This window comes from Geodermatophilus sp. SYSU D00684 (assembly GCF_054050455.1).
Window position 1 is genome coordinate 205,202 of record NZ_JBJGZI010000002.1, and the last position, 26,757, is coordinate 231,958.

Genomic DNA, 26,757 nt, shown 5'->3' on the forward strand with positions numbered 1-26,757 from the left:
CTTCCGTGGATGTGCCCGGTGCACTTCCGCGGATGTGCACCGCCGTCACGGCCGGTCGAAGGCGTCCATCGTGGTCTTGACGACGGCGCCGTAGGCCAGGTGCGGCACGATGTCGCTCACCCAGTCGGTGGCCGACCAGCTGCGCGGGTCGGTGATCCCCAGCGCCGCCATCGGGCCGTTGGCCGCGACCAGGACGCCGAGCGTGGTGAGCAGCGTCCCGACCAGCGGCTGCGAGCGGAACCCCGAGGCGCGGGCGAGCCCGACGACGACGCCCACACCGATGCCCGCGACGAGACCGGTCAGCGGCCCGAGCCCCTGGATCCGGTTCTGCCGGTGCTCCTCGTCGCCCGGGATCGGCACGTGCGCCTTCTCGGCGAGCTTCTCCACAGTCTGCTCGGGCGTGGAGCTGGTGCCGCGGCCGCGGACGGTCATGTCGAGATAGGTGACGGCGTTGAGCGCGGTGGTGCCCGCCGCGCCGGCCGCGGCGCCCCGCACCGCCCAGCCCAGCGTGCTGATGCCCCGTCTGCCCTTGCCGAACGTCCCCACGGGGGTGCGTCTCGCCATGCCGTCCGCGGTACCCGCCGCGCTCACCAGGGCAAACGGGCGCATCCTGGGGGAGTGGACGACGCGGGCGCGGCCCTGGAGCGGGCGATCGACGCGCTGCTCGACGCCCGCGCCCCCGGTGCCACGATCTGCCCGTCGGAGGCGGCCCGCGCGGTCGACCCCGAGGGCTGGCGCGACCTCATGCCGGCCGCCCGCGCCGCCGCGGGACGGCTCGCGCGGCGGGGCGCGGTCGAGGTGACCCAGCGCGGCGCGGTGGTCGACGTCGCCACCGCCCGCGGCCCGGTGCGCGTCCGCCGGGTCAGCTGACCGGCAGCGGGCGGGCGAGGAAGGCGGCGAGCAGCCGGGCGGTCCGGTCGACGGTGCCGGTGTGCAGCACCTCGTACCCGTGCGTGCTGAGCGTGGGCAGGCTGACCAGCGCCGCCCGCGCCGTCTGGCCCGAGGCCTTCGCCTGCGAGGCGTCGGAGTCGAAGGACTGCCACACCGCCGTCTGCGGGTCCACGCCGAGCTCGCGGCCGGTGTCCACGAGCGCGTCGGCGACCACCCGGTCGTAGACGACGGCGTCGTCGGCGTAGGCGACCACGGGGCCGCCGTCGACGGTGACCTGGTACTCGGCCTCCGCCGGGCCGACGTCGAGGGCGACGGTGAGGTCGCCGGGCAGGGTCCGGGCGGCGTAGGAGGCGCCGATGCCGCCCATCTCCTCGCTGGTGCTGGCCACCAGGTACACGTCGCCGTGCGGGCGCCCGCGCAGCAGCCGGGCGGCGCCGACGAGGGCGGTCAGCGCGGCGCGGTCGTCGAGGAAGTAACCGCCGACGAAGTCGCCGAAGCGGGTGAGCCCGCGCCGGTCGGCGTGCACGCACACCCGGGTGCCGGGGTGCACGCCGGCCGAGGCCAGCTCGTCGGCCGGGCGCCCGGTGAAGACGTAGACGTGCGACCAGTCCACGGCCTTGTCGCCCTGGTCCGGCTTGGTCTCCCAGATGCGCGGGCTGTCGGTGGTCGTGTGCTCCGAGCCCAGGGTGAGCACGCCGGTCAGCTCCTCCCGCCGACCGAGGACGGCGACCGGGCCGAGGCCGAAGTTGCCCGGGTACATGACGCCCAGCGAGCTGACCCGCAGCGTGCCGTCGGGCTCGACCCGCTTGACCATCATCGACAGCTCGTCGAGGTGTGCCGTCACGCGGACGGCCGGGGCCGACCGGTCCCGCCCGTGCAGGAGGGCGACCAGGTTGCCGGCGGCGTCCACCGTCACCTCGTCGGCCAGCGGCTCGAGCTCCCGGCGGACGACGCCGCGCACCGCCTGCTCCTCCCCGCAGGGGCCGTAGGTGCGCAGCAGTTCGTCGAGCAGGTCGGGCAGCGGGGTGGCCACGGGGCTCCTCGGGTCGGCGACGGCGTCCGGACCCGTCCTACCCGCCCGGCGCCGGGTCCGCCCCCGCGGCCCGCTCCAGCAGCGGGGCGACCCGGTGGTCGACGTAGCGGCGCAGCGCCAGCGCGGTGTCGGTGCGCTCCACGCCGGGGACGGCGAGCACCTGTTCGGTGAGCCGCCACAGGTCGTCGGCGTCGACCGCGACCACGCGCACGAGCAGGTCGGCGGCCCCGGACAGCGCCGTCACCTCGAGCACCTCGGGCAGCGCGGCGAGCGCGGCTGCGACCTCCTCCAGGCTGCGCTGCACGACCTGCACGGTCACGTAGGCGCCGAGCCGGTAGCCGAGCGCCTCGGGCCGCACCCGGGCGTCGAACGGCGCGAGGAGGCCGCCGGACTCCAGCCGGGCCAGCCGCGCCTGCACGGTGTTGCGCGCCAGCCCCAGCCGCTGGGACAGGGCCATGACCGTGGCGCGGGGGTCGTCGGTCAGCGCCTGCACCAGGCGGGCGTCGGTGGCGTCCAGACGGTCCGGGCCGGGCGGCATCTGCTCAGTCTGACACGTTCGGACGTCCTACCAGTTGTCATCCTGCGCAGTCCGCCGTCGTGACCTTGCGCAATCCGGGAGGGGGGTGATGTGCTCCGCGGGGGGTCGGTCGTGCCACGATGTGTGAGTGCCGCCACACCCCGGCGCACACAGGACGTCCAGCACCGCGACCGGCCGGCGACCCCGGCGGCGCGGCCGACGGCGAGGAGGAGCGCGTGAGCGTGCCGAGCGGAACGACGGAGGCGGTGGACCCCGTACCCGGTGCGGCGGCGCCCCACCTGCCGCAGCAACCGGACCTGGTGCAGCTGCTGACCCCGGAGGGCGAGCGGGTCGAGCACCCCGAGTACTCCCTCGAGATCGGCGACGAGGACCTGCGCGGGCTGTACCGCGACCTCGTGCTGGTCCGCCGCTGGGACGTCGAGGCCACCGCCCTCCAGCGCCAGGGCGAGCTCGGCATCTGGGCCTCGCTGCTGGGCCAGGAGGCCGCCCAGATCGGCGCCGGGCGCGCGATGGGCGCCGACGACATGGCCTTCCCCACCTACCGCGAGCACGGGGTGGCCTGGGTGCGCGGCGTCGACCCGCTGCACGTCATCAGCCTGTTCCGCGGCGTCGACAACGGCGGCTGGGACCCGGTGGCGACGGGGTTCAACCTCTACACCGTCGTCATCGGCGCGCAGACCCTGCACGCCACCGGCTACGCGATGGGGCTGCAGCGCGACGGCGCGGAGAGCGCGACGCTGGCCTTCCTCGGCGACGGCGCCACCAGCCAGGGCGAGGTCAACGAGGCGATGATCTGGGCGGCGAGCTTCTCGGCGCCGGTCGTCTTTTTCTGCCAGAACAACCAGTACGCGATCAGCGTGCCGCTCGAGCGGCAGTCGCGGGTGCCGCTGTACCGGCGCGCGGCCGGCTTCGGCTTCCCCGGCGTGCGGGTCGACGGCAACGACGTCCTCGCCGTCCTCGCCGTCACCCGGGCGGCGCTGGCCGCCGCCCGCGAGGGCCAGGGCCCGACGTTCGTCGAGGCGTTCACCTACCGGATGGGCGCGCACACCACCTCCGACGACCCCACCCGCTACCGGCTGGCCAGCGAGCTGGAGGAGTGGAAGCTGCGCGACCCGATCGCGCGGGTGAAGGCGCACCTGTCCCGCAGCGGCATCGCCGACCAGGCGTTCTTCGACGCCGTCGAGGCCGAGGCCGACGAGCTGGCCGCGCGGATCCGGAAGGGCACGCTGGAGATGCCCGACCCGCCGGGCACGGCGATGTTCGACCGGGTGTACGCGGAGCAGACGCCGCACCTGGCGGCGCAGCAGGCGGCCTTCGAGGCCTACCAGGGGAGCTTCGAGGGGGCGGGTCACTGATGGGCACCGAGACGCTCACCATCGGCAAGGCCCTCAACCTCGGCCTGCGCCGCGCCATGGAGGACGACGCCAAGGTCGTGCTCATGGGGGAGGACATCGGCCGCCTCGGCGGCGTCTTCCGCATCACCGACGGCCTGCAGAAGGACTTCGGCGAGGACCGCGTCGTCGACACCCCGCTGGCCGAGGCCGGCATCCTCGGCACCGCCGTCGGCCTGGCCATGCGCGGCTACCGGCCGGTGTGCGAGATCCAGTTCGACGGGTTCGTCTTCCCCGCCTACAACCAGATCGTCACCCAGGTCGCGAAGATCCACGCCCGCTCCCGCGGGAAGCTGGCCATGCCGATCGTCATCCGCATCCCGTTCGGCGGCGGCATCGGCGCGGTCGAGCACCACAGCGAGAGCCCCGAGGCGTACTTCGCGCACACCCCGGGGCTCAAGGTGGTCGCGGTCAGCAACCCGGTCGACGCCTACTGGGGCATCCAGCAGGCGATCGCGCACCCCGACCCGATCGTCTTCCTCGAGCCCAAGCGGCGGTACTGGGAGAAGGCCGAGGTCGACACCGACGCCACGCCCGACCCGCTGTTCGCCTCCCGGGTGGTCCGCGGCGGCGACGACGTCACGGTGCTGGCCTACGGCCCGATGGTGAAGACGGCGCTGCAGGCCGCCGACGCCGCCGCCGAGGAGGGCCGCTCGCTGGAGGTCGTCGACCTGCGCACCCTCTCGCCGCTGGACCTGGATCCGGTGGTCGAGTCGGTGCGCCGCACCGGCCGCTGCGTCGTCGTCCACGAGGCGCCGGTGACCCTCGGCCTCGGCGCGGAGATCGCCGCCCGGATCACCGAGGAGTGCTTCTTCTCCCTGGAGGCGCCGGTGCTGCGGGTCGGCGGCTACGACACCCCCTACCCGCCGTCGAAGCTGGAGGAGGAGTACCTCCCCGACCTCGACCGCGTGCTCGACGCCGTCGACCGGGTGGTGGCGTCCTGATGGGCCGGCTGCGCCAGTTCAAGCTCCCCGACGTCGGGGAGGGGCTGACCGACGGCGAGATCCTGCAGTGGCTGGTGGCGGTGGGCGACACCGTCACCGTCAACCAGCCGCTGTGCGAGGTGGAGACCGCCAAGGCCGCCGTCGAGCTGCCCTCGCCGTACGCCGGCACGGTCACCGAGCTGCTGCACGAGGCGGGCACGACCGTCGACGTCGGCACGCCGATCATCACGATCGACGTCGGCGGCGAGGACGCCCCCGCCCCCGCCCCCGCCTCCGCCCCCGCCCCCGCCGCTCCGGCGGACGGCGGGGAGGCCGGGGCCGGGCTGATCGGCGGGGCCGCCCCGGGCGGGCGGACGGCGGTGCTCGTCGGCTACGGGCCGCGGAACACCGAGGCCCGCCGGCGCCCGCGCCGGTCGGCGCCTCCCGTGCACGCCGCCGCACCCGCCCCGCCGGGCGCGGACCACGGGTCGGGCGGCTCCGAACGGCCGCCGCTGCTGGCCACCGCCCCCGACGCCACGGTCAAGCCGGTGCGGCACGGCGGCCTCGAGGTGGGCCGGCAGGCCGAGGCGCACGCCCGCGCCGAGGCGGCCGCCCCCTCCCGGCCGGCCACGCCCGGCCGGGGCACGGTGCGCCCGCTGGCCAAGCCGCCGGTGCGCAAGCTCGCCCGCGACCTCGGCGTCGACCTCACCGCGCTCACCGGCAGCGGCGCCGGCGGGGTCATCACCCGCGAGGACGTCACCGCGGCCGCGAGCGCGCCGTCCGCCCCGGCCGTGGTGCCCGCGCCCGTGGCCCCCGCCGCCGGCGAGCAGCGGATCCCCGTCAAGGGCGTGCGGAAGGCCACGGCGGCGGCGATGGTGGCCAGCGCGTTCACCGCGCCGCACGTGACCGAGTTCCTGACCGTCGACGTCACCCGGATGATGAAGCTGCGCGCGCGGGTCGCGGCGCGGCCGGAGTTCGCCGGCGTCAAGGTCAGCCCGCTGCTGTTCGTGGCCAAGGCGCTGCTGCTCGCGGCGCAGCGGCACCCGGTGGTGAACAGCTCGTGGGACGAGGCGGCGCAGGAGATCGTCGTCCACGGGCAGGTCAACCTCGGCATCGCCGCGGCCACCCCGCGCGGGCTGGTCGTGCCCAACGTCAAGGACGCCGGGCGGCTGTCGCTGACCGAGCTCGCCGGTGCGCTCACCGGGCTCACCGAGACGGCGCGCGCGGGGCGGACGGCGCCGGCGGACATGACGGGCGGGACGATCACCATCACCAACGTCGGGGTGTTCGGCGTCGACACCGGGACGCCGATCCTCAACCCCGGCGAGTCGGCGATCCTGGCCTTCGGCGCGGTCCGCGAGATGCCCTGGGTGCACAAGGGGCGGATCGCCGTCCGGCAGGTGACGCAGCTGGCGCTGTCGTTCGACCACCGGATCATCGACGGCGAGCTCGGCAGCCGGTTCCTCGCCGACGTCGGGGCGCTCCTGGCCGACCCGGGCCTGGCGCTCGCGTTCTGACCCCGGACACGGGTCGAGGGCCTGCCGATCCCGGTCGGCAGGCCCTCGGTCCGGGGCTCAGGCGCGGCGGTCGAGCTGCCCGCGCAGCAGCAGCCAGCCGACGACGGCCAGGTACGCGCCCACCGGCACGCCCCCGCCCGTCTGGGACAGGAACAGGAAGACCGGCGTCACGAGGGGCAGCAGCGCGACGAGCGGGCGGGACACCCGCCCCGAGCGCCACAGGCCGACGGCCAGGGCGGCCGAGCCGAGGAACCACAGCGCGTTGGCCACCAGCGCCACGGCGGGGAAGAAGGCCAGGTCCTCGCCGTTGACGACGCTGGACAGCATGCCGCCGCTGAGCAGCACCGTCCCGGTCGAGGTGACGACCGCCGGCCAGCGGGAGCCGGCCAGCGCGGCGAGGTGCAGGTAGAGGACCGGCAGCGCCCAGAGCATCCCGGCGGTGCCGACGAGGATGGCGGCGGTGCGCGGCTCGATCGCCGGGTCGGTGTCCTGCGGGTAGAGCAGCTGGGTGACGCCGACGGCGACCGAGATGCCGGCGGCGACGAGCGCGGCGGCGCCGGCCCGGGCGCTGGTCCGGGGCCGGGTCGCGGCGGGGACGGGGGTGGGCAGCGTGGTGGTCACGAGGGCTCCTCGGCTCGGTGGGGACGCCTGGTCAGGCGGTCGCCGAGGACGCTAGGAACGACCGGGGCCCGCCGGCGTCGGCCTGCGGTCCACATCCGGGGGCGGTGGGTCGCGACCGCGGTGTCGACCTTGGTCGAACCGCCGTGTCGCCTTCCGGGGGACGCGCGGCCGGCTCCGGGACCCGTAGGTTCCCGTGCCGTGACGACGACCGCCGCGGCCGCCCGGCACCCCGCGGTCGCGGCGGCGGCGGTGCCCCGCTGGACCAGCGGGCATGACCTGGCGGTCGCCGCCGGCCTGGCGGTGTGGGGGCTGGTCGAGGTCGTCCTCTCGCCCGGCCTGGCCCCGGTCCCGGGCGCGCTGTTCGTCCTGGTGTCCACCCTCCCGCTGGCGCTGCGCCGCCGGTTCCCCGGCTCGGTCACCGCCGTCGTGTCGGCCGCCCTCGTCGTGCACGCGGCGACCGCGGAGGCGGCGGCGACCTTCACGCCCTTCCCGAGCCTGCTGCTGGCCGCCTTCACCGTCGCCGTGCACGTCCGCTCGCTGCCCGCGGCGGTGGGCCTGGGCGCGCTGCCGCTGGCCGCCATGGCGGCGGCGGGGCAGCTCGGCTACTTCGGCGTCGAGGGCGCCCACCCGCGGGCGCTGGTCCTGCTGTTCTTCTTCGTGGCGGGCGCCTGGACCGGCGGGCGCGTCGTCCACCACCGGGCGCTGGCCGCCCTGCGCGCCGAGGCCGGCTCGGCCGCCGCGGCCGACCGGGCCGTGGCGCAGGAGCGGGCCCGCATCGCCCGGGAGCTGCACGACGTCGTCGCGCACGCGGTGTCGGTCGTGGTGCTGCAGACCGGCGCCGCGGAGCTGTTCGTCGGCCGCGACCCGGACCGCGCCCGCGACCACATCGGCACGGCGCGCCGCACCGCCACGGAGGCCATGGCGGAGATGCGCCACCTGCTCGACGTCCTGCGCGAGGGCGAGGCCGTCTACCTGCCGCAGCCGGGCATCGAGCGGCTGCCGGACCTGGTCGACGAGGCGCGCGGCGCCGGCCTGGACGTGGCGCTCACCGTGGACGTCGCCGGGCCCGTGCCCGACGGGCCCTCCCTGGCCGTCTACCGGATCGTGCAGGAGTCCCTCACCAACGTGCTGCGGCACGCGCCGGGCGCGCCGACCGCCGTCACCGTCGCCCGCGCCGGGGACGAGCTCACCGTGGCGGTCCGCGACCACGGTCGCCGCGCGACGCCCGGGGACGCGCCGCCGGCGCCCTCCGGCCTGAGCTCCGGGGGCTACGGCATCCCGGGCATGCGCGAGCGGGTCCGCGTGTACGGCGGGTCCCTGGCGGTGGGGCCGGAGCCGGACGGCGGCTGGCTGGTCCGCGCGGTCCTCCCGGTGGGGCCGTCGTGACGGCGCCGCGGCGGCTGCGGGTCGTCGTGGCCGACGACCACGCGCTGGTCCGCTCGGGCATCACCGGCCTGCTCGAGGCGGGCGACGTCGAGGTGGCCGGGCAGGCCGCCGACGGCGCGGAGGCGGTCGAGGTGGCGCTGCGGGTGCGGCCCGACGTCGTGGTGATGGACGTGCGCATGCCGCGCCTGGACGGCATCGAGGCGACCCGCCGGCTGCGCCGGGACCCCGCCGGCCCCCAGGTGCTCGTGCTCACCACCTTCGACCTCGACGAGTACGTCTTCCGGGCGCTGGAGGCGGGGGCCGCCGGGTTCCTGCTCAAGGACGCGCCGCCGGGCCGGCTGGTCGACGCGGTGCGCACCGTCGCCGACGGCGACGCGCTGCTCGCCCCCGCCGTCACGCGCCGGCTGATCGAGCGGCACCTGCGCGCGCCGGCGCCGGCCACCGGGCCCGACCCCGCCGCCGACCTCAGTCCGCGGGAGCGGGAGGTGTGGCTGCTCGTCGCGCAGGGGCTGTCCAACGCCGAGATCGCCGGCACGCTCGTGGTCACCGAGGCCACGGTCAAGGCGCACGTCACCCGCCTGCTGGCCAAGCTCGGCGTGCGCGACCGGGTGCAGGCGGTCGTGCGCGCCTACGAGACCGGGCTCGTCCGCCCGGGCGGCTGAACGGCGCTACCGTGCGCCGGTGACCGACCTCGACCGGCTGCTCGCCGCCGCCGCCCGCGCCCGGGTGCCCGAGGGCGGGTTCGGCTACCTCGGCGCCGACGGCGCCCTCGTGCCCGGCCGCCCGCAGCAGACCTGGATCGTCGCGCGGATGACCCACGTCTTCGCGCTGGCGCACCTGCTCGGCCGGCCGGGCGCGGAGGAACTGGTCCGTCACGGCCTCGCGGCGCTGCGCGGGGGGCCGCTGCACGACGGCACGAACGGCGGCTGGCGGGCGGCGGAGGACGACGACACGAAGAGCGCGTACGTGCACGCCTTCGCCGTCCTGGCGGGGGCGACCTCCACCGCCGCCGGCGTCGACGGGGGCCCGGCGCTGCTCGACGAGGCGCTGGCCGTGTGGGACCGGCACTTCTGGGACGACGACGCGGGCCTCGCGGTCGAGGAGTGGACCGCGGACTGGTCCCGGCTGTCGGACTACCGCGGCGCCAACGCGAACATGCACGGCGTCGAGGCGACCCTCGCCGCGGCCGACGCGCTCGGCGGGCCGCACGCCCCCCGGCTGCGGCAGCACGCGCTGCGCAGCACGGAGCGGATCGTGCACGGCTGGGCCCGCGAGCGGGACTGGCGGCTGCCCGAGCACTACGACGCCGCGTGGACGCCGCTGCCCGGGCACAACCGGGACCGGCCGGCCGACCCGTTCCGGCCCTACGGCGTCACCGTCGGGCACCAGTTCGAGTGGTCGCGGCTGTGCCTGCACCTGCGCGCGGCGCTGGGCGACGCCGCACCCGCCTGGCTGCTCGACGACGCGGTCGGGCTGTTCGACGCCGCCGCCGGCCGGGGCTGGGCCGCCGACGGGGAGCCGGGCTTCCCCTACACGCTGGACTGGGACGACCGGCCGGTGGTGACCGCGCGGATGCACTGGGTGCTGTGCGAGGCGGTGGCGGCGGCCGCCGTGCTCGGCGCGGTCACCGGCGAGGACCGCTACGCCGACCTGGCCGCGGCCTGGCGGGCGCACGGCGAGGAGCGCTTCGCCGACCCCGCCACCGGCAACTGGCACCACGAGCTCACGCCGTCGGGCGAGGTGGCCACCGGCACCTGGGCGGGGCAGCCGGACGCCTACCACCTGGCGCAGATGCTGCTGCTCGAGGGCGCCCCGGTGCGGGGGAGCGTGGCCGCGGCGCTGCGCTGACCAGGCCGGTCGGTGTGTCCGCTCCAGCGAGCGTGGGTAGGGGTCGGTCGTCCGCAACGAATCCCGAGCAACGAGGAGCGTTCCCGTGGCCAGCGTGCAGGAATCCGTCGACGTCGACGTCCCCATCCGGGTCGCCTACGACCAGTGGACGCAGTTCGAGTCCTTCCCGCAGTTCATGGGCGGCGTCGAGCGCATCACCCAGGTGAACGACACGCTCACCCACTGGGTCACCAACATCGACGGCGTCAAGCGCGAGTTCGACGCCGAGATCACCGAGCAGCACCCCGAGGAGCGGGTGGCCTGGGCGAGCACCGGCGGCGAGGCCAAGCACGCCGGCGTCGTGACCTTCCACCGCCTCGACGACAGCAAGACCCGGGTCATGATCCAGATCGACTGGGAGCCGCAGGGCATCGTGGAGAAGGCCGGCGCCGCGCTCGGCTTCGACGACCGTCAGGTCAAGGCCGACGCCCAGCGGTTCAAGGAGTTCATCGAGAGCCGCGGCACCGAGACCGGTGCCTGGCGCGGCGACGTCCCGCGCCCGGACCAGCAGTAGGGACGAACGACGGCGCCCGTCCCCTCCGGCCGGAGGGGACGGGCGCCGTCGTTCGTGCCGGTCGGCTACTCGGCGTCGAGGTCCTGGGCCACCAGGTCGGCGATGTGCTCGACCACCGAGGCGTCGTCGCTGGTGACGGTGACCTCGGCGCCCTTCTGGGCACCGAGCGTCATGATCATCAGCGGCGAGCCGGCGTCGACCGGGTTGCCTCCGGGGGTGGCCAGGGTGACCGGGACGCCGGCCTTGCCCACGGCCTCCGCGATGAGCGCGGCGGGGCGGGCGTGCAGGCCGACCCGGGAGCCGACGGTGACGGTCTGACTGGGCATGGGGTGGGTGTCCTCGCTGCTCGGAGTGGGTGGTGGGGTCGAGCCTGCCGTGTCAGACGCGTGCGGGCGCGCTGACGGCCGTCGCGGTGTGCGCGTGGGCCAGGTCGACGGCGTCCTCGGGGACCGCCTCCGCCTTCGGCCGGCCGATGCTCTTGGCGATGGTGACCGCCAGGGCGCCGACCACGGTGCCGACCACCAGGGCGAGCAGGAACACCAGCACCCCGCTCATCGCGAAGAACACGAAGATGCCGCCGTGCGGGGCGCGCAGCTCGACGCCGGCGGCCGCGACGATCGCGCCGGTGGTGGCGCCGCCGAGCATCATCGACGGGATGACCCGCAGCGGGTCGGCCGCGGCGAACGGGATGGCGCCCTCGGAGATGAAGGACAGGCCCAGCAGCCACGCCGCCTTGCCGTTGTCGCGCTCGGCGGGGGTGTAGAGCTTCGGCCGGATGACGGTGCTCAGCGCCATCGCCAGCGGCGGGACCATGCCGGCGGCCATGACGGTCGCCATGATGACCAGCTCCTGCTGCCCGCCCTCGCCGGAGATCGCGGCGGTGAGGCCGGTGGTGGCGAAGACGTAGGCCGCCTTGTTCACCGGGCCGCCCAGGTCGAAGCACATCATCAGGCCGAGGATGATCCCGAGCAGGATCGCCGCGCTGCCGGTCAGGCCGTTGAGCCAGTCGCCCAGGCCGTCCAGCGCGAGCGCCAGCGGCCGGCCGAGGACGACGGCCATGAGGCCGCTGGAGATCAGCGTGGCCAGCAGCGGGATGATCACGACCGGCTGCAGGCCGCGGACACCGGCGGGCAGCCGCCACGAGGCGATCCACTTCGCCGCGAAGCCCGCGATGATGCCGCCGACCAGGCCGCCGATGAAGCCGGCGCCCACGGTCACCGACACGGCGCCGACGACGAAGCCGGGGACGATGCCCGGGCGGTCGGCGATGGCGAACGCGATGAACCCGGCCAGCGCGGGGACGAGGAAGCCGAACGCGGCCTGGCCCAGCACGGTGCAGACCGCGCCCAGGTAACCCCAGAAGCCGTCGTTGAGGCCCTCGACGCCGGAGGCGCTGGGCAGGTCGAAGAACGAGTTGTTGAGCACCCAGTTCAGGGCGTAGCTGCTGCCCTCTTCCACGGGCGCGCTCGTGACGGTGGAGGGGTCGGTGCTGACGATCTGGTAGCCGCCGAAGAGGAAGCCCAGCGCGATGAGCAGACCGCCGGCCGCGACGAACGGGATCATGTAGCTGACGCCGGTGAGCAGCCAGCGGCGGATCTCGGCGCCGGTGCTCGGCCGGCCGGCCGGGGCGGTCGCGGCGGCCTCGCCGCCGGTGCCGCCGGGCACGCGGCGGGCGTTCGGGTCGTCGGCGGCGGCCAGCGCCTCGCGGATCATGCCGTCGGGGTCGTTGATGGCGCGCTTGGTGCCGGCCTGGACGACCGGCTTGCCGGCGAACCGGTCGCGGTCCCGCACGCCGACGTCGACGGCGAACACGACCGCCTCGGCGTCGCGGATGACCGCCGGGTCCAGCGGGGTGGCGCCCGAGGAGCCCTGGGTCTCGACCACCAGGTCGACGCCGGCGGCCTGCGCCGCGGCGGTGAGCTTGTCGGCGGCCATGTAGGTGTGCGCGATCCCGGTCGGGCAGGCGCTGACTGCGACCAGCTTGCGCCGCGCGGCCGGGGCGGCGGCAGGAGCGTCGGCGGGGGCGGCCGACGGGGCCGCGGCGGCCGGGGCGGTGGCGGGGGCCGGGACCGAGGGGGCCGCGGTCGCGCCGGCCGCCGGCTGCGGGGAGACGACCTCCTCGACCAGCCGGACGACGTCCTCCGCCGAGCCCGCGGCCCGCAGCGAGGCCACGAAGTCCGGCCGGACCAGCGCGCGGGCCAGCGCAGACAGCAGGGTGAGGTGGTCGGCGTCGCCGGCGGCGGGCGCGGCGATGAGGAAGACCAGGTCGGCCGGGCCGTCCGCGGCGCCGAAGTCGACCCCGGGGGCCAGCCGGGCGAACGCCAGCGACGCCTGGGTGACCGCGGCCGACCGGCAGTGCGGGATGGCGATGCCGCCGGGCAGGCCCGTGGCGGCCTGCGCCTCGCGGGCGAGCGCGTCACCGGCGAGCGCCTCGGCGCCGGTCGCCCGGCCGGCGTCGGCCACCAGGCCGGCCAGCCGGCGGACGACCGCGGCCTTGTCGGAGCCGAGGTCGGCGTCGAGGACGACCAGCTCGGGCGTGATGAGTGCGGACATGACGGACCTTCCGGGGCGTCAGGGGACGTCGCGGCCGGCGGCCGGGACGGGCTCGGGGAGGGGAGGGGTGCCGGGCAGGCCGGGGGACACCTCGACGGCGTCCGGGTGGACCTGCTGCGGCGTGGGGACGGCGGAACCGGGCAGCGCGGCGGCGGCCGAGCCGGTGGCGACCGCGCGGCGCAGCCGCTCGGCGGGCGGGGCGCCGGCCAGGTCGGCCAGCAGGTGGCCGGCCAGGCTGGAGTCGCCGGCGCCGACGGTGCTGCGGACGGCGATCCGCGGCGCGCGCGCCGACCACACGCCGTCGGCCGTGGACAGCACCGCGCCGGCGCCGCCCAGGGTCAGCAGCACCTCGCCGACGCCGCCGGCGTGCAGCGCCCGCACCGCCGCGAGGAGGACGGCGGGGTCGGCGAGCAGCGCGGCCTCGGTCGTGCCGGCGACCTGGGCCAGCTCCTCGGCGTTGGGCTTGAGCAGGTCCGGCGCGGACGCCGGGCCCGCGGTGAGCAGCGCCCGCAGCGGCGCCTCGGAGGTGTCGACGGCGACCCGGGCGCCGGTGCCGCGGACGGCGCGGACCAGCTCGGCGTACCAGTCCTCGGGCGTGCCGGGCGGCAGCGAGCCGGACAGCACCACCCAGTCGGCGCCCGCCGCGGCCGCGGCCACGGCGGCGGCGAGCGCGGCGCGCAGGCCGGCGTCGAGCGGGGTGCCGGGCTCGTTGAGCTTGGTGGTGGTGCCGTCGGGCTCGGTGAGCGAGTAGTTGGTGCGCACCGGGGCGCCGGTGGGGACGGTGACCAGCGGCAGGTGCAGCCCGTGCAGCGCGGTGACCAGCGGGTCGGTGGGGTCGGCGGGCACGACGGCGAGGACGTCGGCGCCGGCGGCGGCCAGCGCCCGGGCGACGTTGACGCCCTTGCCGCCGGGCTCGGTGGAGCTCGCGCCCAGGCGGGCGACCTCGCCGCGGGCCAGCGGGCCGGGGAGGGCCAGCGTCCGGTCCAGGCTGGGGTTCGCCGTCAGCGTGACGACCCGTCCCCCGCTCACGCGACCACGACCTCGACGCCCGCGGCGTCCAGCTCGTCGAGGGTCGCGGGGTCGGCGCCGTCGTCGGTGACCACGACGTCGACGTCGTCGAGGGAGGCGAAGCGGACCAGGTGCTCGCGGCCGAGCTTGCTGCTGTCGGCGAGCACGACCACCCGCTGCCCGGCCCGGACCATCGCCCGCTTCACCGAGGCCTCGGCCTCGTCCGGGGTGGTCAGGCCGTGGCCGGGGGTGATGCCGTTGGTGCCGAGGAAGGCGACGTCGACCCGCAGCTCGGCCAGCGCCCGCACCGGCGTCTCCCCGACCGCGCACTGGGTGAGCCCGCGGACGCGGCCGCCGAGCAGGTGCAGCGTCACGCCCGGCGCGTTGGCCAGCCGGGCGGCGATCGGCACCGCGTTGGTGGCCACGAACAGCGACCGGTCCAGCGGGAGCGCCTCGGCCAGCGCGGCGGTGGTGCTGCCGCCGTCGAGCAGCAGGCTGCCGCCCCGGCCGGGCAGCAGGTCCAGCGCCGCCGATGCGATCTTCCGCTTGGCCTCGGCGCGGGTGGCGTTGCGCTCGGCCAGCGCCGTCTCCATGAGCGTCAGCGACCCGACGGGGACGGCGCCGCCGTGCACGCGCCGCAGGACCCCGGCCCGCTCGAGGACGGCGAGGTCCCGGCGCACCGTCTCGGTGGTGACCCCGAACTGCTCGGCCACCGCGGTGACCGCGATCCGCCCCTGCTCGGCGACCAGCGTGGCGATCGCCTGCTGGCGCTCCTCGGCGTACACCCGTCGACCCCCTCGGTCGTCCCCGGCATCCTCGGGAGGCCGGCGGCAGTGCCCGAACGTGTGGGAACGGGCTTGTGTCTCTGTGGTTGTACGTTGGTTACGTTGACAAGTCAACACGCTTTCGTGATTGTGGTCACCGACGGACGACGAGGTCCCCGACCGACATCCCTCCGACCGACGCGAGGTCCGCATGTCCACCACCGCCGCCGCCAGCACCGTGCTCACCGGGACGCCGGTCGTCCCCGGCGTGGTCCTCGGTCCGGTCGTCCGCCCCTCCGGCGCCGTCCGGCTGCCCGCCGAGGCGTTCGACGAGCTGCCGGAGCCCGCGCGGGAGGAGGAGCGGACGCGGTTCGCCGCGGCCGCCGAGACCGTCGCCGGCCGCCTGGCCGACCGCGCCGCCGCGGCCACCGGCATGACCGCCGAGGTGCTGTCGGCGACCGCCGGCATGGCCCGCGACCGCGGGCTGCTCGGCGCGGTGGAGCAGCGGATCGGCGCCGGCGTCCCCGCCGCGGTGGCGACGGTGCAGGCGGCGCAACAGTTCGTCGACGTCTTCACCTCGCTGGGCGGCGTCATGGCCGAGCGGGTGACCGACGTGCGCGACGTCCGCGACCGCGTCGTCGCCGAGCTGACCGGCCAGGGCGAGCCCGGCGTCCCCGCGCCCGAGCAGCCCTCGGTCCTCCTCGCCGACGACCTCGCGCCCGCCGACACCGCCGGCCTCGACCCCGCCCGCATCGTCGGGCTGGCCACCCGGCTGGGCGGGACCACCAGCCACACCGCGATCATCGCCCGGCAGCTGGGCCTGCCCCTCGTCGTCGCGGTGGAGGGGCTGGACGCCGTCCCCGCCGGCGCGACCGTGCTGCTCGACGCCGAGGAGGGCACCGTCACCGTCGACCCCGACCCGGCGGTGGCCGCCGGCCAGCTCGACGCCGCCCGCCGCGCGGCCGAGGCCCTGGCCGGCTACCAGGGGCCGGCCGCCACGCGCGACGGCGTCGCGGTCCCCGTCCTGGCCAACGTGCAGGACGGCGACGGCACCCGGGCGGCGCTGGCCGCGCACGCCGAGGGGGTCGGCCTGTTCCGCACCGAGCTCGCCTTCCTCGGCCGGGCCGCCGAGCCGACCGTCGAGGAGCAGGCGCGCGGCTACGCCGACGTCCTCGGGGCCGCGGCCGGCCGCCGTGTCGTCCTGCGCACCCTCGACGCCGGCTCGGACAAGCCGCTGGAGTTCGCGACGCCGCCCGAGGAGGCCAACCCCGCGCTCGGCGTCCGCGGCCTGCGGGTGGCCCGCCGCGACCCCGGCCTGCTCGACCGCCAGCTCGACGCCGTCGCCGAGGCCGCCCGCCGCACCGGCACCACGCCCTGGGTGATGGCGCCGATGGTCGCCACCGAGGCCGAGGCCGCGGACTTCGCCGCCCGGGTGCGCGAGCGCGGGCTGGTGCCCGGGGTGATGGTCGAGGTGCCCTCGGCGGCGCTGCTGGCCGACCGGCTGCTCCGGCACGTCGACTTCCTGTCCATCGGCACCAACGACCTGTCGCAGTACGCGCTGGCCGCCGACCGGCTCTCCGCCGACCTGGCCGACCTCACCGACCCGTGGCAGCCGGCGCTGCTGGCGCTGGTGGAGCTGACCGCGGCCGCGGGCCGGCGGGCCGGCAAGCCGGTCGGCGTCTGCGGCGAGGCGGCGGCCGACCCGCTGCTCGCCTGCGTCCTCGTCGGCCTCGGCATCACGTCGCTGTCCTGCGCCGGCTCCGCCGTCGCCGGGGTCGGGGCGCGGCTGGCCACGGTCGACCTCGCCGCCTGCCGGGAGGCAGCGGCCGCCGCGCTGGCCGCCGACGACCCGCGGGCCGGCCGGGCCGCCGCGCGGGCGGTACTCGCCCGCGCCTGACGCGACCCGTGTCGGCGTGCCCGCCACGCCGTCGGATCGTGATCGATCCCACCCTCCAGGGTGAACGATCGTCGGACATCCCCTGACACGTCCTGCGATCCTTCGGAATACTCGGGTCGTCACCTGCTTTACTACAGGTGCACGACGACGAGAGCACCGAAGAGGAGACACGGACATGTCCATCGGGACCACCTGGCGGCAGCGTCGGCAGGCGGCTCGCACGCGGCGGGCCATCGACCGGGCCCTCGCCCGCAGCAGCAGCCCCGCGATGCGCGACGAGCTGCTCACCATGGCCAACAGCAACTCGTTCCACACGCGCGGGTTCTGACGAAGGACCTCCCTGCCCCCCACCGCTCGCACGCTCGCGGCGGGCCCCTGCAGGGAGGCCGCCCGCGCCGCTCACCTGCGGCGTGACTGCACGGCCCCGGTCTGCCTCCGCAGCCCGGGGCCGACTGCTGTCCGGGGCCGGTCCCCCGCACGGGGGAGTGGCGCCCCGGACCGCGTCGCCCCGCTCAACCCGGCGGCCCCGCGTGCCGATCGTCCCCGCGTGAGCGCAGCAGGGCCCGCGGACGGGGCCGTCCCCACGGTGGAGGCCCGTGAGACGTCGGGTGCCACCACCGGGCTGGTCCTCGCCTCCGTCCGCCAGCACGGCGGCGACGAGGCGGTCGAGGAGGTGCTGCGCCGCGCGGGTGTGCCGTTCACGGCCGCCGAGCTGTCCCGGCCCGCGACGTGGACCAGCTACGACACCCGGATCCGCCTGTTCACCGCGGCCACCGAGGTGCTCGGCGACCCCGGCGCCATGTACCGCATCGGCGCGGAGTCCCTGCGGACCGGGATGAACCCCAGCCTGGTCGTCCTCGTGCGGGCCATGGGCTCACCGCGGCAGGTGTTCGCCCGGCTGCCGCGTGCGGTCGCCAACTTCACCACCACCTCCACGATGGAGGTGCTGCGGTCCGACGCCACGTCCGCGACCCTGCGCTACCGGCTGCACGCGGGCTACGTGCACTCGCGGCTGGACTGCGACTACGCGCGCGGGCTCATCAGCATGGTGCCGACCATCTTCGGCCTGGCCCCGGCCACCGTCGTCCACGAGGAGTGCGAGTCCTCGGGGGCCGCGGCCTGCGTCTACCACCTGACCTGGGAGCGCCGCGGCCGGTGGCCGCGCCGCCGCCGCGGCACGGACGCGACCGACCCGGAGCTCGTGGCGTTGCGCCAGCAGGTCCGCAGCCTGCAGTCGGCGGCCACCGACCTGGTCGAGGGCGGGGACCTCGAGACCGTCCTGCGGCGGATCGTGGACCGCGCGGCCGCCGCCGTCCTCGCCCCCGCCTACCTGCTCGCCGTCTCCTCCCCGCGCGGCGGCGCCCCGCTCGTGCACAGCTCAGGCCTGTCCCCTCACGAGGTGACGCCGCTGGTCGCGCGGCTGCTCGCCGGTGACGACCTGGGCCCGGGCGCGGTGACCGTCGACGTCGCCTCCGCCCGCCGGACCCACGGCCGGCTGGCCGCCCTGCACCGCGCCGGCGACGGCGGGCTCGGTGACGAGCGGGCCATGCTCGCCGCCTACGCCGGCCACGCCGCGGCCGCCCTCGACCTCGTGCTGGCCCTCGAGGACAGCCGGCTGGAGGCCCGCCGGGCCGGCGCCCTCCTGGAGCTGGCGCACGGCCTGGCCCAGGCGGGCGGGGCTGCGGAGGTCTGCGCCGTCGTCGCCCGCGCGCTGCCCGGCATCGTCGGTTGCGGCAGCTCCGGCGTCCTGCTCTGGGACCCGGCCGCGGGCGTCCTGCGGGCGGAGTCCTGTGCCGGGCTGTCCCCGGAGCAGGAGGAGGTCCTGCGGTCGGCGGCCCTGCGCGCCGGGGACGTGCCCGAGGTCTTCGGCATCCTCACCGACCGCGAGCCCCGCGTGGTCGGCGCGACCGGCGCGAGCGCCCCGATGCGCGACCTGCTCGCCGCCCTGCACCTCACCGACGTCGTCGCCGTCCCGCTGCTCGCGGGCACCACCTTCCTCGGCGTGGTCACCGCCAGCTGGGCCGACGGCGAGGTCAGCCAGGCCCTCGACGCCGACGTCCTCGCCCGGCTGCGCGGTGTCGGCGACCAGGCCTCCACCGCGCTGCAGAAGGCCCGGCTGCTGGAGACCGTCCGGCACCAGGCCACCCACGACGCGCTCACCGGGCTGCCCAACCGGGTGCTGTTCCGCGACCGGCTGGCCGCCGCGCTGGCCGCCATCGCGCCCGCCGGCTCCGTCGGCGTGCTCTTCTGCGACCTCGACCGGTTCAAGGCGGTCAACGACAGCCTCGGCCACGCCGCCGGCGACGAGCTGCTGCGCCAGGTGTCGGCCCGCCTGCGCGCCGCGGTGCGCCCCGGCGACACCGTCGGCCGGCTCAGCGGCGACGAGTTCGCCGTCCTGCTGCCCCGGCTGGCCGCACCGGCCGACGCCGAGGCGGTCGTCGGCCGGGTGGCGGCGGCCTTCACCGAGCCGTTCCGCCTCGACGGCGTCCCGGCGCAGGTCGGCACGAGCACCGGCGTCGCCGTGCACACCGGCCCCGGCGGGGACGCCGAGCGGCTGCTGCGGGAGGCCGACGCGGCCATGTACCGGCACAAGCACCGCGACCGCCCGCCGGCCCCGGCCCCGCGGACGGCGGACTAGCGGCGGTCCACGAGGTCCGCCAGGGGCCGCGCGCCGGACAGCCCCCTAGGGCGTGGGCGCGGGCGAGATCAACACACGTCCACGGCCCTCTCCACGGCCTCGAGAGGGCCGCCGACGCGTGTTGATCTCGGGGACTACGTCAGTCGCGGAGCCTCGCGCGCAGCGCGGCCTGCTCGGCGGCGCCGAAGCCGTGCTCGTCGAGCCAGCCCAGCGGCCCGCCGTGCCGCTCGCCCAGGATCTCCAGCAGCCGGCGCATGGTCGCCGCCCGCGGCGTGTGGCTGGCGACGTCCCGGCGGGTCATGTCGTCGGCGTACGTCGGCGACTGCCGCAGCTTCGCCACCAGGGCCTCGATGACCTCGGCGGTCAGTGCGTAGTCGGCGACGATCTCCTCGTCGGGCACCCCGGCCGCGGCCAGGGAGAACATCGCGACGACGCCGGTGCGGTCCTTGCCCGCCGCGCAGTGCACGACCGCCGCGCCGTCGCTGGCGACGATCGCCCGCAGCGCCGCCAGCACGTTCTCGGGGCGGTGGTGCAGGTAGCCGAGGTAGGAGCGCACCGCCGGCGGCTCGACCTCGTCGGCCTCGGTGGTCTGCCGCGGCAGCACCGTCTCGGCCCAGTCGGCCGGCAGGTCGGGGACCTCGTCCTCCTCGACGGCGAACACGTCGGTGTGGTGGCCCCGCTCGGGCAGCAGGCTGAAGTGCCGGTGCGTGACCTCCGGGACCGCGCGCAGCGGGCCGCGGCCCTCGAGCAGCACCTCGGCGGTGGTGCGCAGGTCGATCACGTCGCGCAGCCGCAGGTCCTCCACCAGCCGCCGGACGTCGTCGTCGCTGAGGGTCTGCAGGTTGTCGCTGCGGAGCACGCGGCCGAACGCCGTCACGCCGCCGTCGGTGGTGGGCAGGCCGCCCAGGTCGCGCGTGTTGGTCGTCCCGTCGAGCCGCAGCCAGCGGTCGGTGCGCACGTCACCGGAGGTCGAGGTCACCCGTCCGACGGTACGGCCCCGCGGTGAACGGCCCGTGCCGGCCGGGGACGTGTGCTCGCTCACCACAGGGACGGGTGTGGCTGTGGAGGTCGCCGACATGGGCAGCCGTGACCGGCTCCCTCCGGTGTGGTCCAGACCACACCGGACCGGACCGTCCGGAGCAGCAACCGTGGTGCACGTGCTGCTGCTCGGCGGCTCCACGCCCCGCACGGCGACCGCCGACTTCACCCTCGGCCTGCTGGTCATGGTCGTGCTCGGCGGCGCGGGCAGCCGGTGGGGCGCAGTGCTCGGCGGTGCCCTCTGCACCTACCCCGACAGCAGGCTCACCGACCTCGCCTCCTCGCCCGCCGTGCAGGACCTGCCGGCCTGGCTGCAGGTGCCGCTGTCGGAGCCGCTGTTCCTGCTCGGCGCGCTGTTCGTGGTGGTCGTCTTCTTCGTGCCCGGCGGCATCGCGGGCCTGGTCGCCCGGCTGCGCGAGCGCCGCTCCGGCCGCCGTCCCTCGGCGCCCACCGGCGGGGAGACCCCGCCGCCGGGCCGGGTGGTCGAGCAGCTGCGCCAGACGGCGTCCCTCGGGGTGGGCGTCGGCGCGGCCGGCCCCCGCGACGGCGTCTGACCGCGGGCTCCGCAGCACGATCAGCTGGGCCGATCGTGCTGCGTCCTGGCTCACCGTCGACCATGAGCCAGGACGCGCTGCGGTGAGCTAGGACGCCAGCAGCCGGTCGCAGACCTCGACCAGCCGCCGGCGCAGCGGGGCGGCGCGCTCGGCGAAGCCCCGCTGCGCGGCGACGTACTCCGCCTTGCCCTCGGCGGTCTCGATCCGCACCGGCGCGTAGCCGCGGTCGGCCAGGTCGTACGGCGAGGCCCGCATGTCCAGCTCGCGCACCTCGACGGCGAGCTCGAAGCAGTCGGCCACCAGCTCGCCGGGCACCGCGGGGGACAGCTTGTAGGCCCACTTGTAGAGGTCCATCGTCGCGTGCAGGCAGCCCGGCTGCTCCATCGCGACCTGGGTCTCCCGCGTCGGCCGCAGCCGGTTGAGCCCGACGGCGGACGGCGTGAAGAACCGGAACGCGTCGAAGTGGCTGCACCGGATCGCGTGCGCCTCCACGACGGCGTCGGTGCCCGCCCGCCCCAGCCGCAGCGGGGCCGCGTGCCGCCGCTCCTCGGCGCGGTGCACCATCGCCCACTCGTGCAGCCCGAAGCAGCCGGTCTGCGCCGGCCGGGACGCGGTGGCGGCGAGCAGGTCCCGCACGAAGCGGACGGTCGGCGCCCGGTCGGCCAGGTAGGCCGCGACGTCGAGCCGCACGCTGCCGTCGCCGCCGGTCGCGTACCAGCGCCAGGCCGCGTGCGGCGCCGGGCCCTCCGCCGACGGCGCCAGCGCGACGCCCGGGCCCGGGTGCCACCGGCGCAGCCGCGACGGCGTCTCCGAGTAGTAGGTGAACAGGAAGTCCAGCACCGGGTGGCTCTCGCCCCGGCGCCGGCGGTCGCGGTGCGGCGCGGTCCACCGCTCCACCCGCGCGTCGTGCGCGGCCGCCCGCGCCGTCCACTCGGCCGCCGGCAGGCAGGGGAGGACGGCGGTCACCGGACCAGGGTAGGAGGGTCCTCCGGCCCACCGGCCGGGGACGGGACGGTGCCAGCCTGGGGGTCCGCGACGAGGGAGGCGACCGCCATGGCCGGCGACGCGCGGACCACCCTGAAGCCCCTGCTGTGCCGCCTGGGGCTGCACGCCTACGTGCAGCGCCACCCCGACGACGAGCGGCTGCGCGGCCCGGACCAGAAGGTCTGCCGGCGCTGCGGCAGGCGGCGGGACGTCGAGATCGACCGGATCGTCCCGCCGGGCGTCATGGGCTGACCGCCGCGCCGTCGGCGGCGGTCAGCCGGTGCAGCCGCAGCGCCAGCTGCACCTCCAGCGCCCGCTCCGGGGCCGACCAGTCACGCCCGAGCAGCCGGCCGACCCGGTCCAGCCGCTGGGTGACCGTGTTGACGTGCACGTTGAGCACCTCGGCCGCCCGCGCGGGGGAGCCGCCGGTGTCGAACCAGGCCCGCAGCGTGGCCACCAGGTCGGTGCCGCGGCGGGCGTCGTAGTCGAGCACCGGCGCCAGCGTGGCCTGCACGAAGCCGGGCACGTCGCGGCCCTCGCCCACCAGCAGGCCGACGAAGCCCAGCTCGTCCGCGCTCGCCGACTCCCCGGTGCGGCCCAGCGCCTCCAGCGTCGAGGCGCACCGCCCGGCCTCGGCCCACGCGCCCGCCACCGCGGCCGGGCCGGGCGCCGGACCGGCGCCGCCGGCGGTGACCGGCCGCCCGACCGCCGCGGCGACCTCCCGCCGCACCAGCGCGGCCGCCGCCCCCGGCGCGAGGTCGGGCAGGCACAGCACGACGCGGCCGTCGCGGACCCCGGCGAGCCCGCCGCGGGTGGCGGCCAGGTGCGCGGCGGCGGCCAGCGCCCGGCCGCGGCAGCGCTCCTCCACCCGGACGACGACGACCGACGCCGGCCGGTCCAGGTCGGTGCCCAGCCGGCGGGCGCGCTCGCGCAGGCCGTCGGGGTCGCGCAGCGGCACGGTCAGCAGCTCGTCGAGCAGCTCGCCGCGCACCCGCCCCTCGGCCTCGCCGGCGGTGCGCCGGATGAGCAGCAGCAGCGCGGTGACCAGCGCGGCGCGCTCGAGGATGCGCTGGTCGGCGTCGGACAGGTCGCCCTCGCGCTGCAGCACCAGCCCGCCGAGCAGGTCGCTGCCCACGGTCACCGCCGCGGTCCACCAGTCGCCGTCGCGCACGGTGCGGCCGGTGGAGCGGGCCAACGCCAGCGCGCCGGCCGGGTCGGGCGGGAGCGCGCCGCCGCCGTCGGCCGCGGGGGACGGGCGGCCCTCCTCGTCGATCACGGTGATCCGCCCGCCCAGGGCGTCGGTCACGGCCGCGGCCACGCCCTCGACGCCGCCCCCGCGCAGCACGACGTCGATGAACCGGTCGTGCGCGCCCGCCGCCCGCTCCACCGACTCGGTGTGCTCCCGCAGCTCCCGGGTGGCCGCCGACAGCTCCTCCAGGGCGGCCCGGGTCTCCTCCAGCAGCCGCGCGTTGTCCAGCGCGATCGCGGCGTGCGCGGCCAGCGAGCCGAGCAGCGCCACCTCGGACCGGTCGAAGGTCCGCTCGGCGCGGTCGGCGGCGTAGAGCACCCCGATGACCTGCGACCCGCGGATCAGCGGCACGCCGAGGATGGCGACCAGGCCCTCCTCGCGCACGCCGCCGTTGATGTCGTCGGTGTGGTGGAACCGGGCGTCGGTGAAGTAGCTCGCCGTCGCGTAGGGCGCGGCCGTCTGGGCGACCAGCCCGCCCAGCCCCTCGCCCATCGGCAGCCGCAGCGCCTGGAAGCGCGCCGACACCGAGCCGTCGGTCACCCGCATGTAGGTGTCGCCGTGGGCGTCGTCGTTGAGCGTCAGGTACGAGACGTCGGTGCCCAGCAGCTGGCGGGCGCGGCGGACGATCGCGGTGAGCACGGAGTCGACGCCGCGCAGCGTGGCGAGGTCGCTCGCGGTGTCGAACAGCGCCGACAGCTCCGACTCCCGCCGGCGGCGCGCGGCGAAGGCGGCGCGCACCTGCAGGGCCAGGAGCCGGACCTGCTCCAGCTCGGCGAGCGTGGCGGGGTCGGCGCCCGCGGCCCGGGCGCGCACCAGCGGGCCCTCGTACTCGATGGCCGCGGCGTCGTCGAGGACCATCTGCAGGTACTCCGCGGCCGCCGAGGGGACCCGGGGCGTGCGGCCGGGGCCGTCGGCGGGCAGCGCTGCGGTCCGGGCCACGACCGGCATTGTCACCGGCCGGGCCATCAGTGGGCGCTCCACCCGCCGTCCATGAGCAGCGACGTGCCGGTGATCGAGGCCGCGGCGGGCGAGCACAGCCAGGCGACGGCGTCGGCGACCTCGGCGGGCTCGATCAGCCGCTTGAGCGCCGCCGGCGCGAGCATCACCTGCTCGACGACCTCGTCCTCGGAGATCCCGTGGCTGCGGGCCTGGTCGGCGATCTGCCCCTCGACCAGCGGCGTCCGCACGTAGGCCGGGGCCACGCAGTTGGAGGTGACCCCGTGCGGGGCGCCCTCGAGCGCGACCACCTTCGACAGGCCCTCGAGCGCGTGCTTGGCGGTGACGTAGGCGGACTTGAACGGCGACGCCCGGTGGCCGTGCACCGAGCTGACGTTGACCACCCGGCCCCAGCCGCGCCGGTACATGTGCGGCAGCGCGCCGCGGACCAGGCGGAACGGCGCCTCGACCATGAGCCGCTGGATGGTGGAGAACACCTCGACGGGGAACTCGTGCAGCGGCGCGACGTGCTGGAAGCCGGCGTTGTTGACCAGCACGTCGACGTCGAGGTCGAGCGCGTCGACGGCGGCCAGGTCGGACAGGTCGACGGCGACGGCGCTGCCGCCCAGGGTGCGGGCCACCTCCTCGGCCGCCGCGCCGTCCCGGTCGACGACGACCACCGCGGCGCCGGCCTCGGCCAGCCGGGCGGCGACCGCGCGGCCGATGCCCGACCCCCCGCCGGTCACCATCGCCCGCCGTCCCTCGAGGTCCTTCGCGCTCATGGCGGCGACGCTAGGCCGCGGGTGCGGCCCCTCCCACGGCGGCAGCACACACACCTCCGGCCACGGGGGTGGGGGCCGCCCACACCGGGTCTCCCGACCGGTGGGGGCACCGGTCGGGGCCGGGACATGTTCGCGGACCACATGACCTGGTTCACAGAACTGGCCTCCGGCACATGGGCAGGCCCCCGGGCACTTCCTAGCGTCGGTCGGGTCCGGATCCGTCCACCGAGGAGAACCGCGTGTCCGCACCCACCCAGACCCCCCAGAGACGGAGCTTCGGCCGCGTCGTCGGTGCGAGCATCATCGGCACCACCGTCGAGTGGTACGACTTCTTCCTCTACGGCTCGGCCGCCGCGCTCGTCTTCGGCCCGCTGTTCTTCCCCGACTCCTCCGACTTCGCCGCCGTGCTGCTGGCCTTCGGCACCTACGCCATCGGCTTCGCGGCCCGCCCGATCGGCGCGCTGGTCTTCGGCCACTTCGGCGACCGGGTCGGCCGCAAGAAGCTGCTGGTCGTCTCGCTGCTCATGATGGGCGGCGCCACCTTCGCCATCGGCCTGCTGCCGACCTACGCGACCGTCGGCGGGCTCGCCCCGCTGCTGCTGGTGTTCCTCCGCCTGGTGCAGGGCTTCGCCCTCGGCGGCGAGTGGGGCGGCGCCGTCCTCATCGTCTCCGAGCACGGCCGGCCCGAGAACCGCGGCTTCTGGGCCTCCTGGCCGCAGGCCGGCGCGCCCGCCGGCCAGCTCCTCTCCACCGCCGTGCTCGCGCTGCTGGCCGCGTTCCAGTCCGACGCGGCCTTCGAGTCCTGGGGCTGGCGCATCCCGTTCCTGCTCTCGGCCGTGCTCATCCTGGTCGGCCTGTGGGTGCGGCTGGCGGTCAGCGAGTCGCCGGTGTTCCTGGAGGCGCAGCGCGTCGCCGAGGCGAAGGCCCGGGAGACCGGCGCGGCCGAGCAGGCGCCGATCGCCGTCGTCCTCAAGCGCTACAAGCGCGAGGTGCTCGTCGCCATGGGCGCCCGCATCGCCGAGAACGTCGCCTTCTACATCCTCACGGCGTTCACCACGGCCTACCTCACCAAGGCGCTCGGCCTGGACGCCTCGTTCGCCCTGAACGCGCTGCTGATCGCGTCCGCGGTGCACCTGGTGACCATCCCGCTGTGGGGCGCGCTGTCCGACCGCGTCGGCCGCCGGCCCGTGTACCTCCTCGGCGCCGCCGGCACCGGCATCTGGGGCTTCGCCCTGTTCGGCCTGTTCGACACCGGGAGCTTCGCCCTCGTCGTGCTGGCGCTGATCGTGGGCCTGCTCTTCCACGGCGCCATGTACGGCCCGCAGGCGGCGTTCTTCGCCGAGCTGTTCGGCACCAAGGCCCGCTACACCGGCGTCTCCATCGGCGCCCAGCTGGCCTCGCTGGTCGCCGGCGCGCCCGCGCCGCTCATCGCGGTCGCCCTGCTCGGCAGCTTCGAGGACCCGAGCCCGACGCGCGTGGCCGTCTACCTGGCCGTCTGCGCCGTCGTCACGCTCGTGGCGGTCCTCACCTACGGCGAGACCCGCGTCCGCGACCTCGCCGCGGACGACGCCGTCGAGACGGCGGACCGGGCGGCCGCCCGGGTCTGACCGCAGCGCACACGCCACGGGGCGCCCCCGATCCGGGATCGGGGGC

At 76.7% G+C, this 26,757-nt stretch carries 26 protein-coding genes; 14 read left to right on the plus strand and 12 right to left on the minus strand.

What is annotated here, in order from left to right; genetic code table 11:
* Positions 1-45: 45 nt before the first annotated feature.
* A complete protein-coding gene (locus ACI79L_RS02435; RefSeq protein ID WP_456935231.1) occupies positions 46-564 on the minus strand; it encodes a hypothetical protein in 519 nt (172 codons plus the stop codon).
* 54 nt (positions 565-618) lie between these two features.
* Between ACI79L_RS02435 and ACI79L_RS02440 the strand changes: the two genes are divergently transcribed.
* Positions 619-870 carry a DUF3253 domain-containing protein gene (locus ACI79L_RS02440; protein ID WP_456935232.1) on the plus strand — a complete coding sequence of 84 codons (252 nt, stop codon included), beginning with the start codon at positions 619-621 and terminating at the stop codon, positions 868-870.
* On the opposite strand, the gene ACI79L_RS02445 is transcribed toward ACI79L_RS02440, so the two are convergent.
* Positions 863-1,924, minus strand: a complete 1,062-nt coding sequence (locus ACI79L_RS02445; RefSeq protein ID WP_456935233.1) for a M42 family metallopeptidase — start codon at positions 1,922-1,924, stop codon at positions 863-865. The genes ACI79L_RS02440 and ACI79L_RS02445 overlap by 8 nt on opposite strands.
* A gap of 37 nt (positions 1,925-1,961) precedes the next feature.
* Positions 1,962-2,462: an Lrp/AsnC family transcriptional regulator gene (locus ACI79L_RS02450; RefSeq protein WP_456927387.1), complete on the minus strand. Its 501-nt coding sequence runs from the start codon at positions 2,460-2,462 to the stop codon at positions 1,962-1,964.
* A gap of 215 nt (positions 2,463-2,677) precedes the next feature.
* On the opposite strand from ACI79L_RS02450, the gene pdhA reads away from it, so the two are divergent.
* The 3 genes from pdhA to ACI79L_RS02465 are packed head-to-tail and all read left to right on the plus strand — an operon-like array spanning position 2,678 to position 6,293.
* The gene (pdhA, locus tag ACI79L_RS02455; protein ID WP_456935234.1) at positions 2,678-3,817 is read left to right on the plus strand and encodes a pyruvate dehydrogenase (acetyl-transferring) E1 component subunit alpha; all 1,140 of its coding nucleotides are present in this window, start codon (positions 2,678-2,680) and stop codon (positions 3,815-3,817) included.
* On the plus strand, positions 3,817-4,797 hold the full coding sequence (locus tag ACI79L_RS02460; RefSeq protein WP_456927389.1) for an alpha-ketoacid dehydrogenase subunit beta: 981 nt from the start codon (positions 3,817-3,819) through the stop codon (positions 4,795-4,797). Before pdhA ends, ACI79L_RS02460 begins: the two co-directional genes overlap by 1 nt.
* A complete protein-coding gene (locus ACI79L_RS02465) occupies positions 4,797-6,293 on the plus strand; it encodes a dihydrolipoamide acetyltransferase family protein (protein ID WP_456935235.1) in 1,497 nt (498 codons plus the stop codon). Before ACI79L_RS02460 ends, ACI79L_RS02465 begins: the two co-directional genes overlap by 1 nt.
* Before the next feature lie 57 nt (positions 6,294-6,350).
* Here the strand turns inward: ACI79L_RS02465 and ACI79L_RS02470 are convergent, their stop codons facing one another.
* On the minus strand, positions 6,351-6,914 hold the full coding sequence (locus ACI79L_RS02470) for a hypothetical protein (RefSeq protein WP_456935236.1): 564 nt from the start codon (positions 6,912-6,914) through the stop codon (positions 6,351-6,353).
* Positions 6,915-7,112: 198 nt separating this feature from the next.
* On the opposite strand from ACI79L_RS02470, the gene ACI79L_RS02475 reads away from it, so the two are divergent.
* The 4 genes from ACI79L_RS02475 to ACI79L_RS02490 all read left to right on the plus strand — a co-directional run bounded on the left by ACI79L_RS02475 (position 7,113) and on the right by ACI79L_RS02490 (position 10,701).
* Positions 7,113-8,300: a sensor histidine kinase gene (locus tag ACI79L_RS02475; RefSeq protein WP_456935237.1), complete on the plus strand. Its 1,188-nt coding sequence runs from the start codon at positions 7,113-7,115 to the stop codon at positions 8,298-8,300.
* On the plus strand, positions 8,297-8,962 hold the full coding sequence (locus ACI79L_RS02480) for a response regulator (RefSeq protein WP_456935238.1): 666 nt from the start codon (positions 8,297-8,299) through the stop codon (positions 8,960-8,962). Before ACI79L_RS02475 ends, ACI79L_RS02480 begins: the two co-directional genes overlap by 4 nt.
* A gap of 19 nt (positions 8,963-8,981) precedes the next feature.
* Entirely contained in the window at positions 8,982-10,148 is a 1,167-nt protein-coding gene (locus ACI79L_RS02485) for an AGE family epimerase/isomerase (protein WP_456935239.1), read from the plus strand.
* A gap of 85 nt (positions 10,149-10,233) precedes the next feature.
* The gene (locus ACI79L_RS02490) at positions 10,234-10,701 is read left to right on the plus strand and encodes an SRPBCC family protein (RefSeq protein ID WP_456935240.1); all 468 of its coding nucleotides are present in this window, start codon (positions 10,234-10,236) and stop codon (positions 10,699-10,701) included.
* Positions 10,702-10,766: 65 nt separating this feature from the next.
* On the opposite strand, the gene ACI79L_RS02495 is transcribed toward ACI79L_RS02490, so the two are convergent.
* From ACI79L_RS02495 to ACI79L_RS02510, 4 genes are read right to left on the minus strand one after another with little or no spacing between them, the layout of a single operon-like run.
* Positions 10,767-11,027 (minus strand): HPr family phosphocarrier protein, encoded by a 261-nt coding sequence (locus tag ACI79L_RS02495; protein ID WP_456935241.1) that lies wholly within the window; start codon positions 11,025-11,027, stop codon positions 10,767-10,769.
* A gap of 52 nt (positions 11,028-11,079) precedes the next feature.
* Entirely contained in the window at positions 11,080-13,254 is a 2,175-nt protein-coding gene (locus ACI79L_RS02500; RefSeq protein ID WP_456935242.1) for a PTS fructose transporter subunit IIABC, read from the minus strand.
* Positions 13,255-13,272: 18 nt separating this feature from the next.
* On the minus strand, positions 13,273-14,283 hold the full coding sequence (locus ACI79L_RS02505) for a 1-phosphofructokinase family hexose kinase (RefSeq protein ID WP_456935243.1): 1,011 nt from the start codon (positions 14,281-14,283) through the stop codon (positions 13,273-13,275).
* On the minus strand, positions 14,280-15,047 hold the full coding sequence (locus ACI79L_RS02510; protein WP_456935244.1) for a DeoR/GlpR family DNA-binding transcription regulator: 768 nt from the start codon (positions 15,045-15,047) through the stop codon (positions 14,280-14,282). Before ACI79L_RS02510 ends, ACI79L_RS02505 begins: the two co-directional genes overlap by 4 nt.
* Before the next feature lie 190 nt (positions 15,048-15,237).
* Between ACI79L_RS02510 and ACI79L_RS02515 the strand changes: the two genes are divergently transcribed.
* From ACI79L_RS02515 to ACI79L_RS02525, 3 genes are all read left to right on the plus strand, one after another.
* The gene (locus tag ACI79L_RS02515) at positions 15,238-16,923 is read left to right on the plus strand and encodes a putative PEP-binding protein (protein ID WP_456935245.1); all 1,686 of its coding nucleotides are present in this window, start codon (positions 15,238-15,240) and stop codon (positions 16,921-16,923) included.
* A 175-nt stretch (positions 16,924-17,098) separates the two neighbouring features.
* A complete protein-coding gene (locus ACI79L_RS02520; protein ID WP_456935246.1) occupies positions 17,099-17,251 on the plus strand; it encodes a hypothetical protein in 153 nt (50 codons plus the stop codon).
* Between the two features lie 219 nt (positions 17,252-17,470).
* Positions 17,471-19,561, plus strand: coding sequence for a diguanylate cyclase domain-containing protein (locus tag ACI79L_RS02525; RefSeq protein ID WP_456935247.1), 2,091 nt, complete (start codon positions 17,471-17,473; stop codon positions 19,559-19,561).
* A 139-nt stretch (positions 19,562-19,700) separates the two neighbouring features.
* On the opposite strand, the gene ACI79L_RS02530 is transcribed toward ACI79L_RS02525, so the two are convergent.
* The gene (locus ACI79L_RS02530) at positions 19,701-20,540 is read right to left on the minus strand and encodes a tyrosine-protein phosphatase (RefSeq protein WP_456935248.1); all 840 of its coding nucleotides are present in this window, start codon (positions 20,538-20,540) and stop codon (positions 19,701-19,703) included.
* Between the two features lie 169 nt (positions 20,541-20,709).
* Between ACI79L_RS02530 and ACI79L_RS02535 the strand changes: the two genes are divergently transcribed.
* Complete coding sequence (locus tag ACI79L_RS02535) at positions 20,710-21,153, plus strand: hypothetical protein (RefSeq protein ID WP_456935249.1); 444 nt, start codon at positions 20,710-20,712, stop codon at positions 21,151-21,153.
* 87 nt (positions 21,154-21,240) lie between these two features.
* Here the strand turns inward: ACI79L_RS02535 and ACI79L_RS02540 are convergent, their stop codons facing one another.
* A complete protein-coding gene (locus ACI79L_RS02540) occupies positions 21,241-22,119 on the minus strand; it encodes a 3-methyladenine DNA glycosylase (RefSeq protein ID WP_456935250.1) in 879 nt (292 codons plus the stop codon).
* An 87-nt stretch (positions 22,120-22,206) separates the two neighbouring features.
* Between ACI79L_RS02540 and ACI79L_RS02545 the strand changes: the two genes are divergently transcribed.
* Entirely contained in the window at positions 22,207-22,389 is a 183-nt protein-coding gene (locus tag ACI79L_RS02545; RefSeq protein WP_456935251.1) for a hypothetical protein, read from the plus strand.
* Here ACI79L_RS02545 and ACI79L_RS02550 read toward each other — a convergent pair.
* Positions 22,379-24,334 carry a helix-turn-helix domain-containing protein gene (locus ACI79L_RS02550; protein WP_456935258.1) on the minus strand — a complete coding sequence of 652 codons (1,956 nt, stop codon included), beginning with the start codon at positions 24,332-24,334 and terminating at the stop codon, positions 22,379-22,381. The two genes, ACI79L_RS02545 and ACI79L_RS02550, sit on opposite strands and share 11 nt — an antisense overlap.
* Before the next feature lie 17 nt (positions 24,335-24,351).
* Complete coding sequence (locus tag ACI79L_RS02555; protein WP_456935252.1) at positions 24,352-25,104, minus strand: 3-hydroxybutyrate dehydrogenase; 753 nt, start codon at positions 25,102-25,104, stop codon at positions 24,352-24,354.
* 239 nt (positions 25,105-25,343) lie between these two features.
* Here ACI79L_RS02555 and ACI79L_RS02560 point away from each other — a divergent pair, with 239 nt between their 5' ends.
* On the plus strand, positions 25,344-26,711 hold the full coding sequence (locus tag ACI79L_RS02560) for an MFS transporter (protein WP_456935253.1): 1,368 nt from the start codon (positions 25,344-25,346) through the stop codon (positions 26,709-26,711).
* The last annotated feature ends 46 nt before the right edge of the window (positions 26,712-26,757 follow it).

What these genes read in the sequence shown, in the direction of transcription:
- ACI79L_RS02435 (WP_456935231.1), bottom strand. Translation starts at nt 564, where the DNA reads ATGGCGAGACGCACCCCCGTGGGGACGTTCGGCAAGGGCAGACGGGGC.
- ACI79L_RS02450 (WP_456927387.1), bottom strand. Translation starts at nt 2,462, where the DNA reads ATGCCGCCCGGCCCGGACCGTCTGGACGCCACCGACGCCCGCCTGGTG.
- ACI79L_RS02460 (WP_456927389.1), top strand. Translation starts at nt 3,817, where the DNA reads ATGGGCACCGAGACGCTCACCATCGGCAAGGCCCTCAACCTCGGCCTG.
- ACI79L_RS02465 (WP_456935235.1), top strand. Translation starts at nt 4,797, where the DNA reads ATGGGCCGGCTGCGCCAGTTCAAGCTCCCCGACGTCGGGGAGGGGCTG.
- ACI79L_RS02495 (WP_456935241.1), bottom strand. Translation starts at nt 11,027, where the DNA reads ATGCCCAGTCAGACCGTCACCGTCGGCTCCCGGGTCGGCCTGCACGCC.
- ACI79L_RS02500 (WP_456935242.1), bottom strand. Translation starts at nt 13,254, where the DNA reads ATGTCCGCACTCATCACGCCCGAGCTGGTCGTCCTCGACGCCGACCTC.
- ACI79L_RS02515 (WP_456935245.1), top strand. Translation starts at nt 15,238, where the DNA reads ATGTCCACCACCGCCGCCGCCAGCACCGTGCTCACCGGGACGCCGGTC.
- ACI79L_RS02520 (WP_456935246.1), top strand. Translation starts at nt 17,099, where the DNA reads ATGTCCATCGGGACCACCTGGCGGCAGCGTCGGCAGGCGGCTCGCACG.
- ACI79L_RS02545 (WP_456935251.1), top strand. Translation starts at nt 22,207, where the DNA reads ATGGCCGGCGACGCGCGGACCACCCTGAAGCCCCTGCTGTGCCGCCTG.
- ACI79L_RS02550 (WP_456935258.1), bottom strand. Translation starts at nt 24,334, where the DNA reads ATGCCGGTCGTGGCCCGGACCGCAGCGCTGCCCGCCGACGGCCCCGGC.
- ACI79L_RS02555 (WP_456935252.1), bottom strand. Translation starts at nt 25,104, where the DNA reads ATGAGCGCGAAGGACCTCGAGGGACGGCGGGCGATGGTGACCGGCGGG.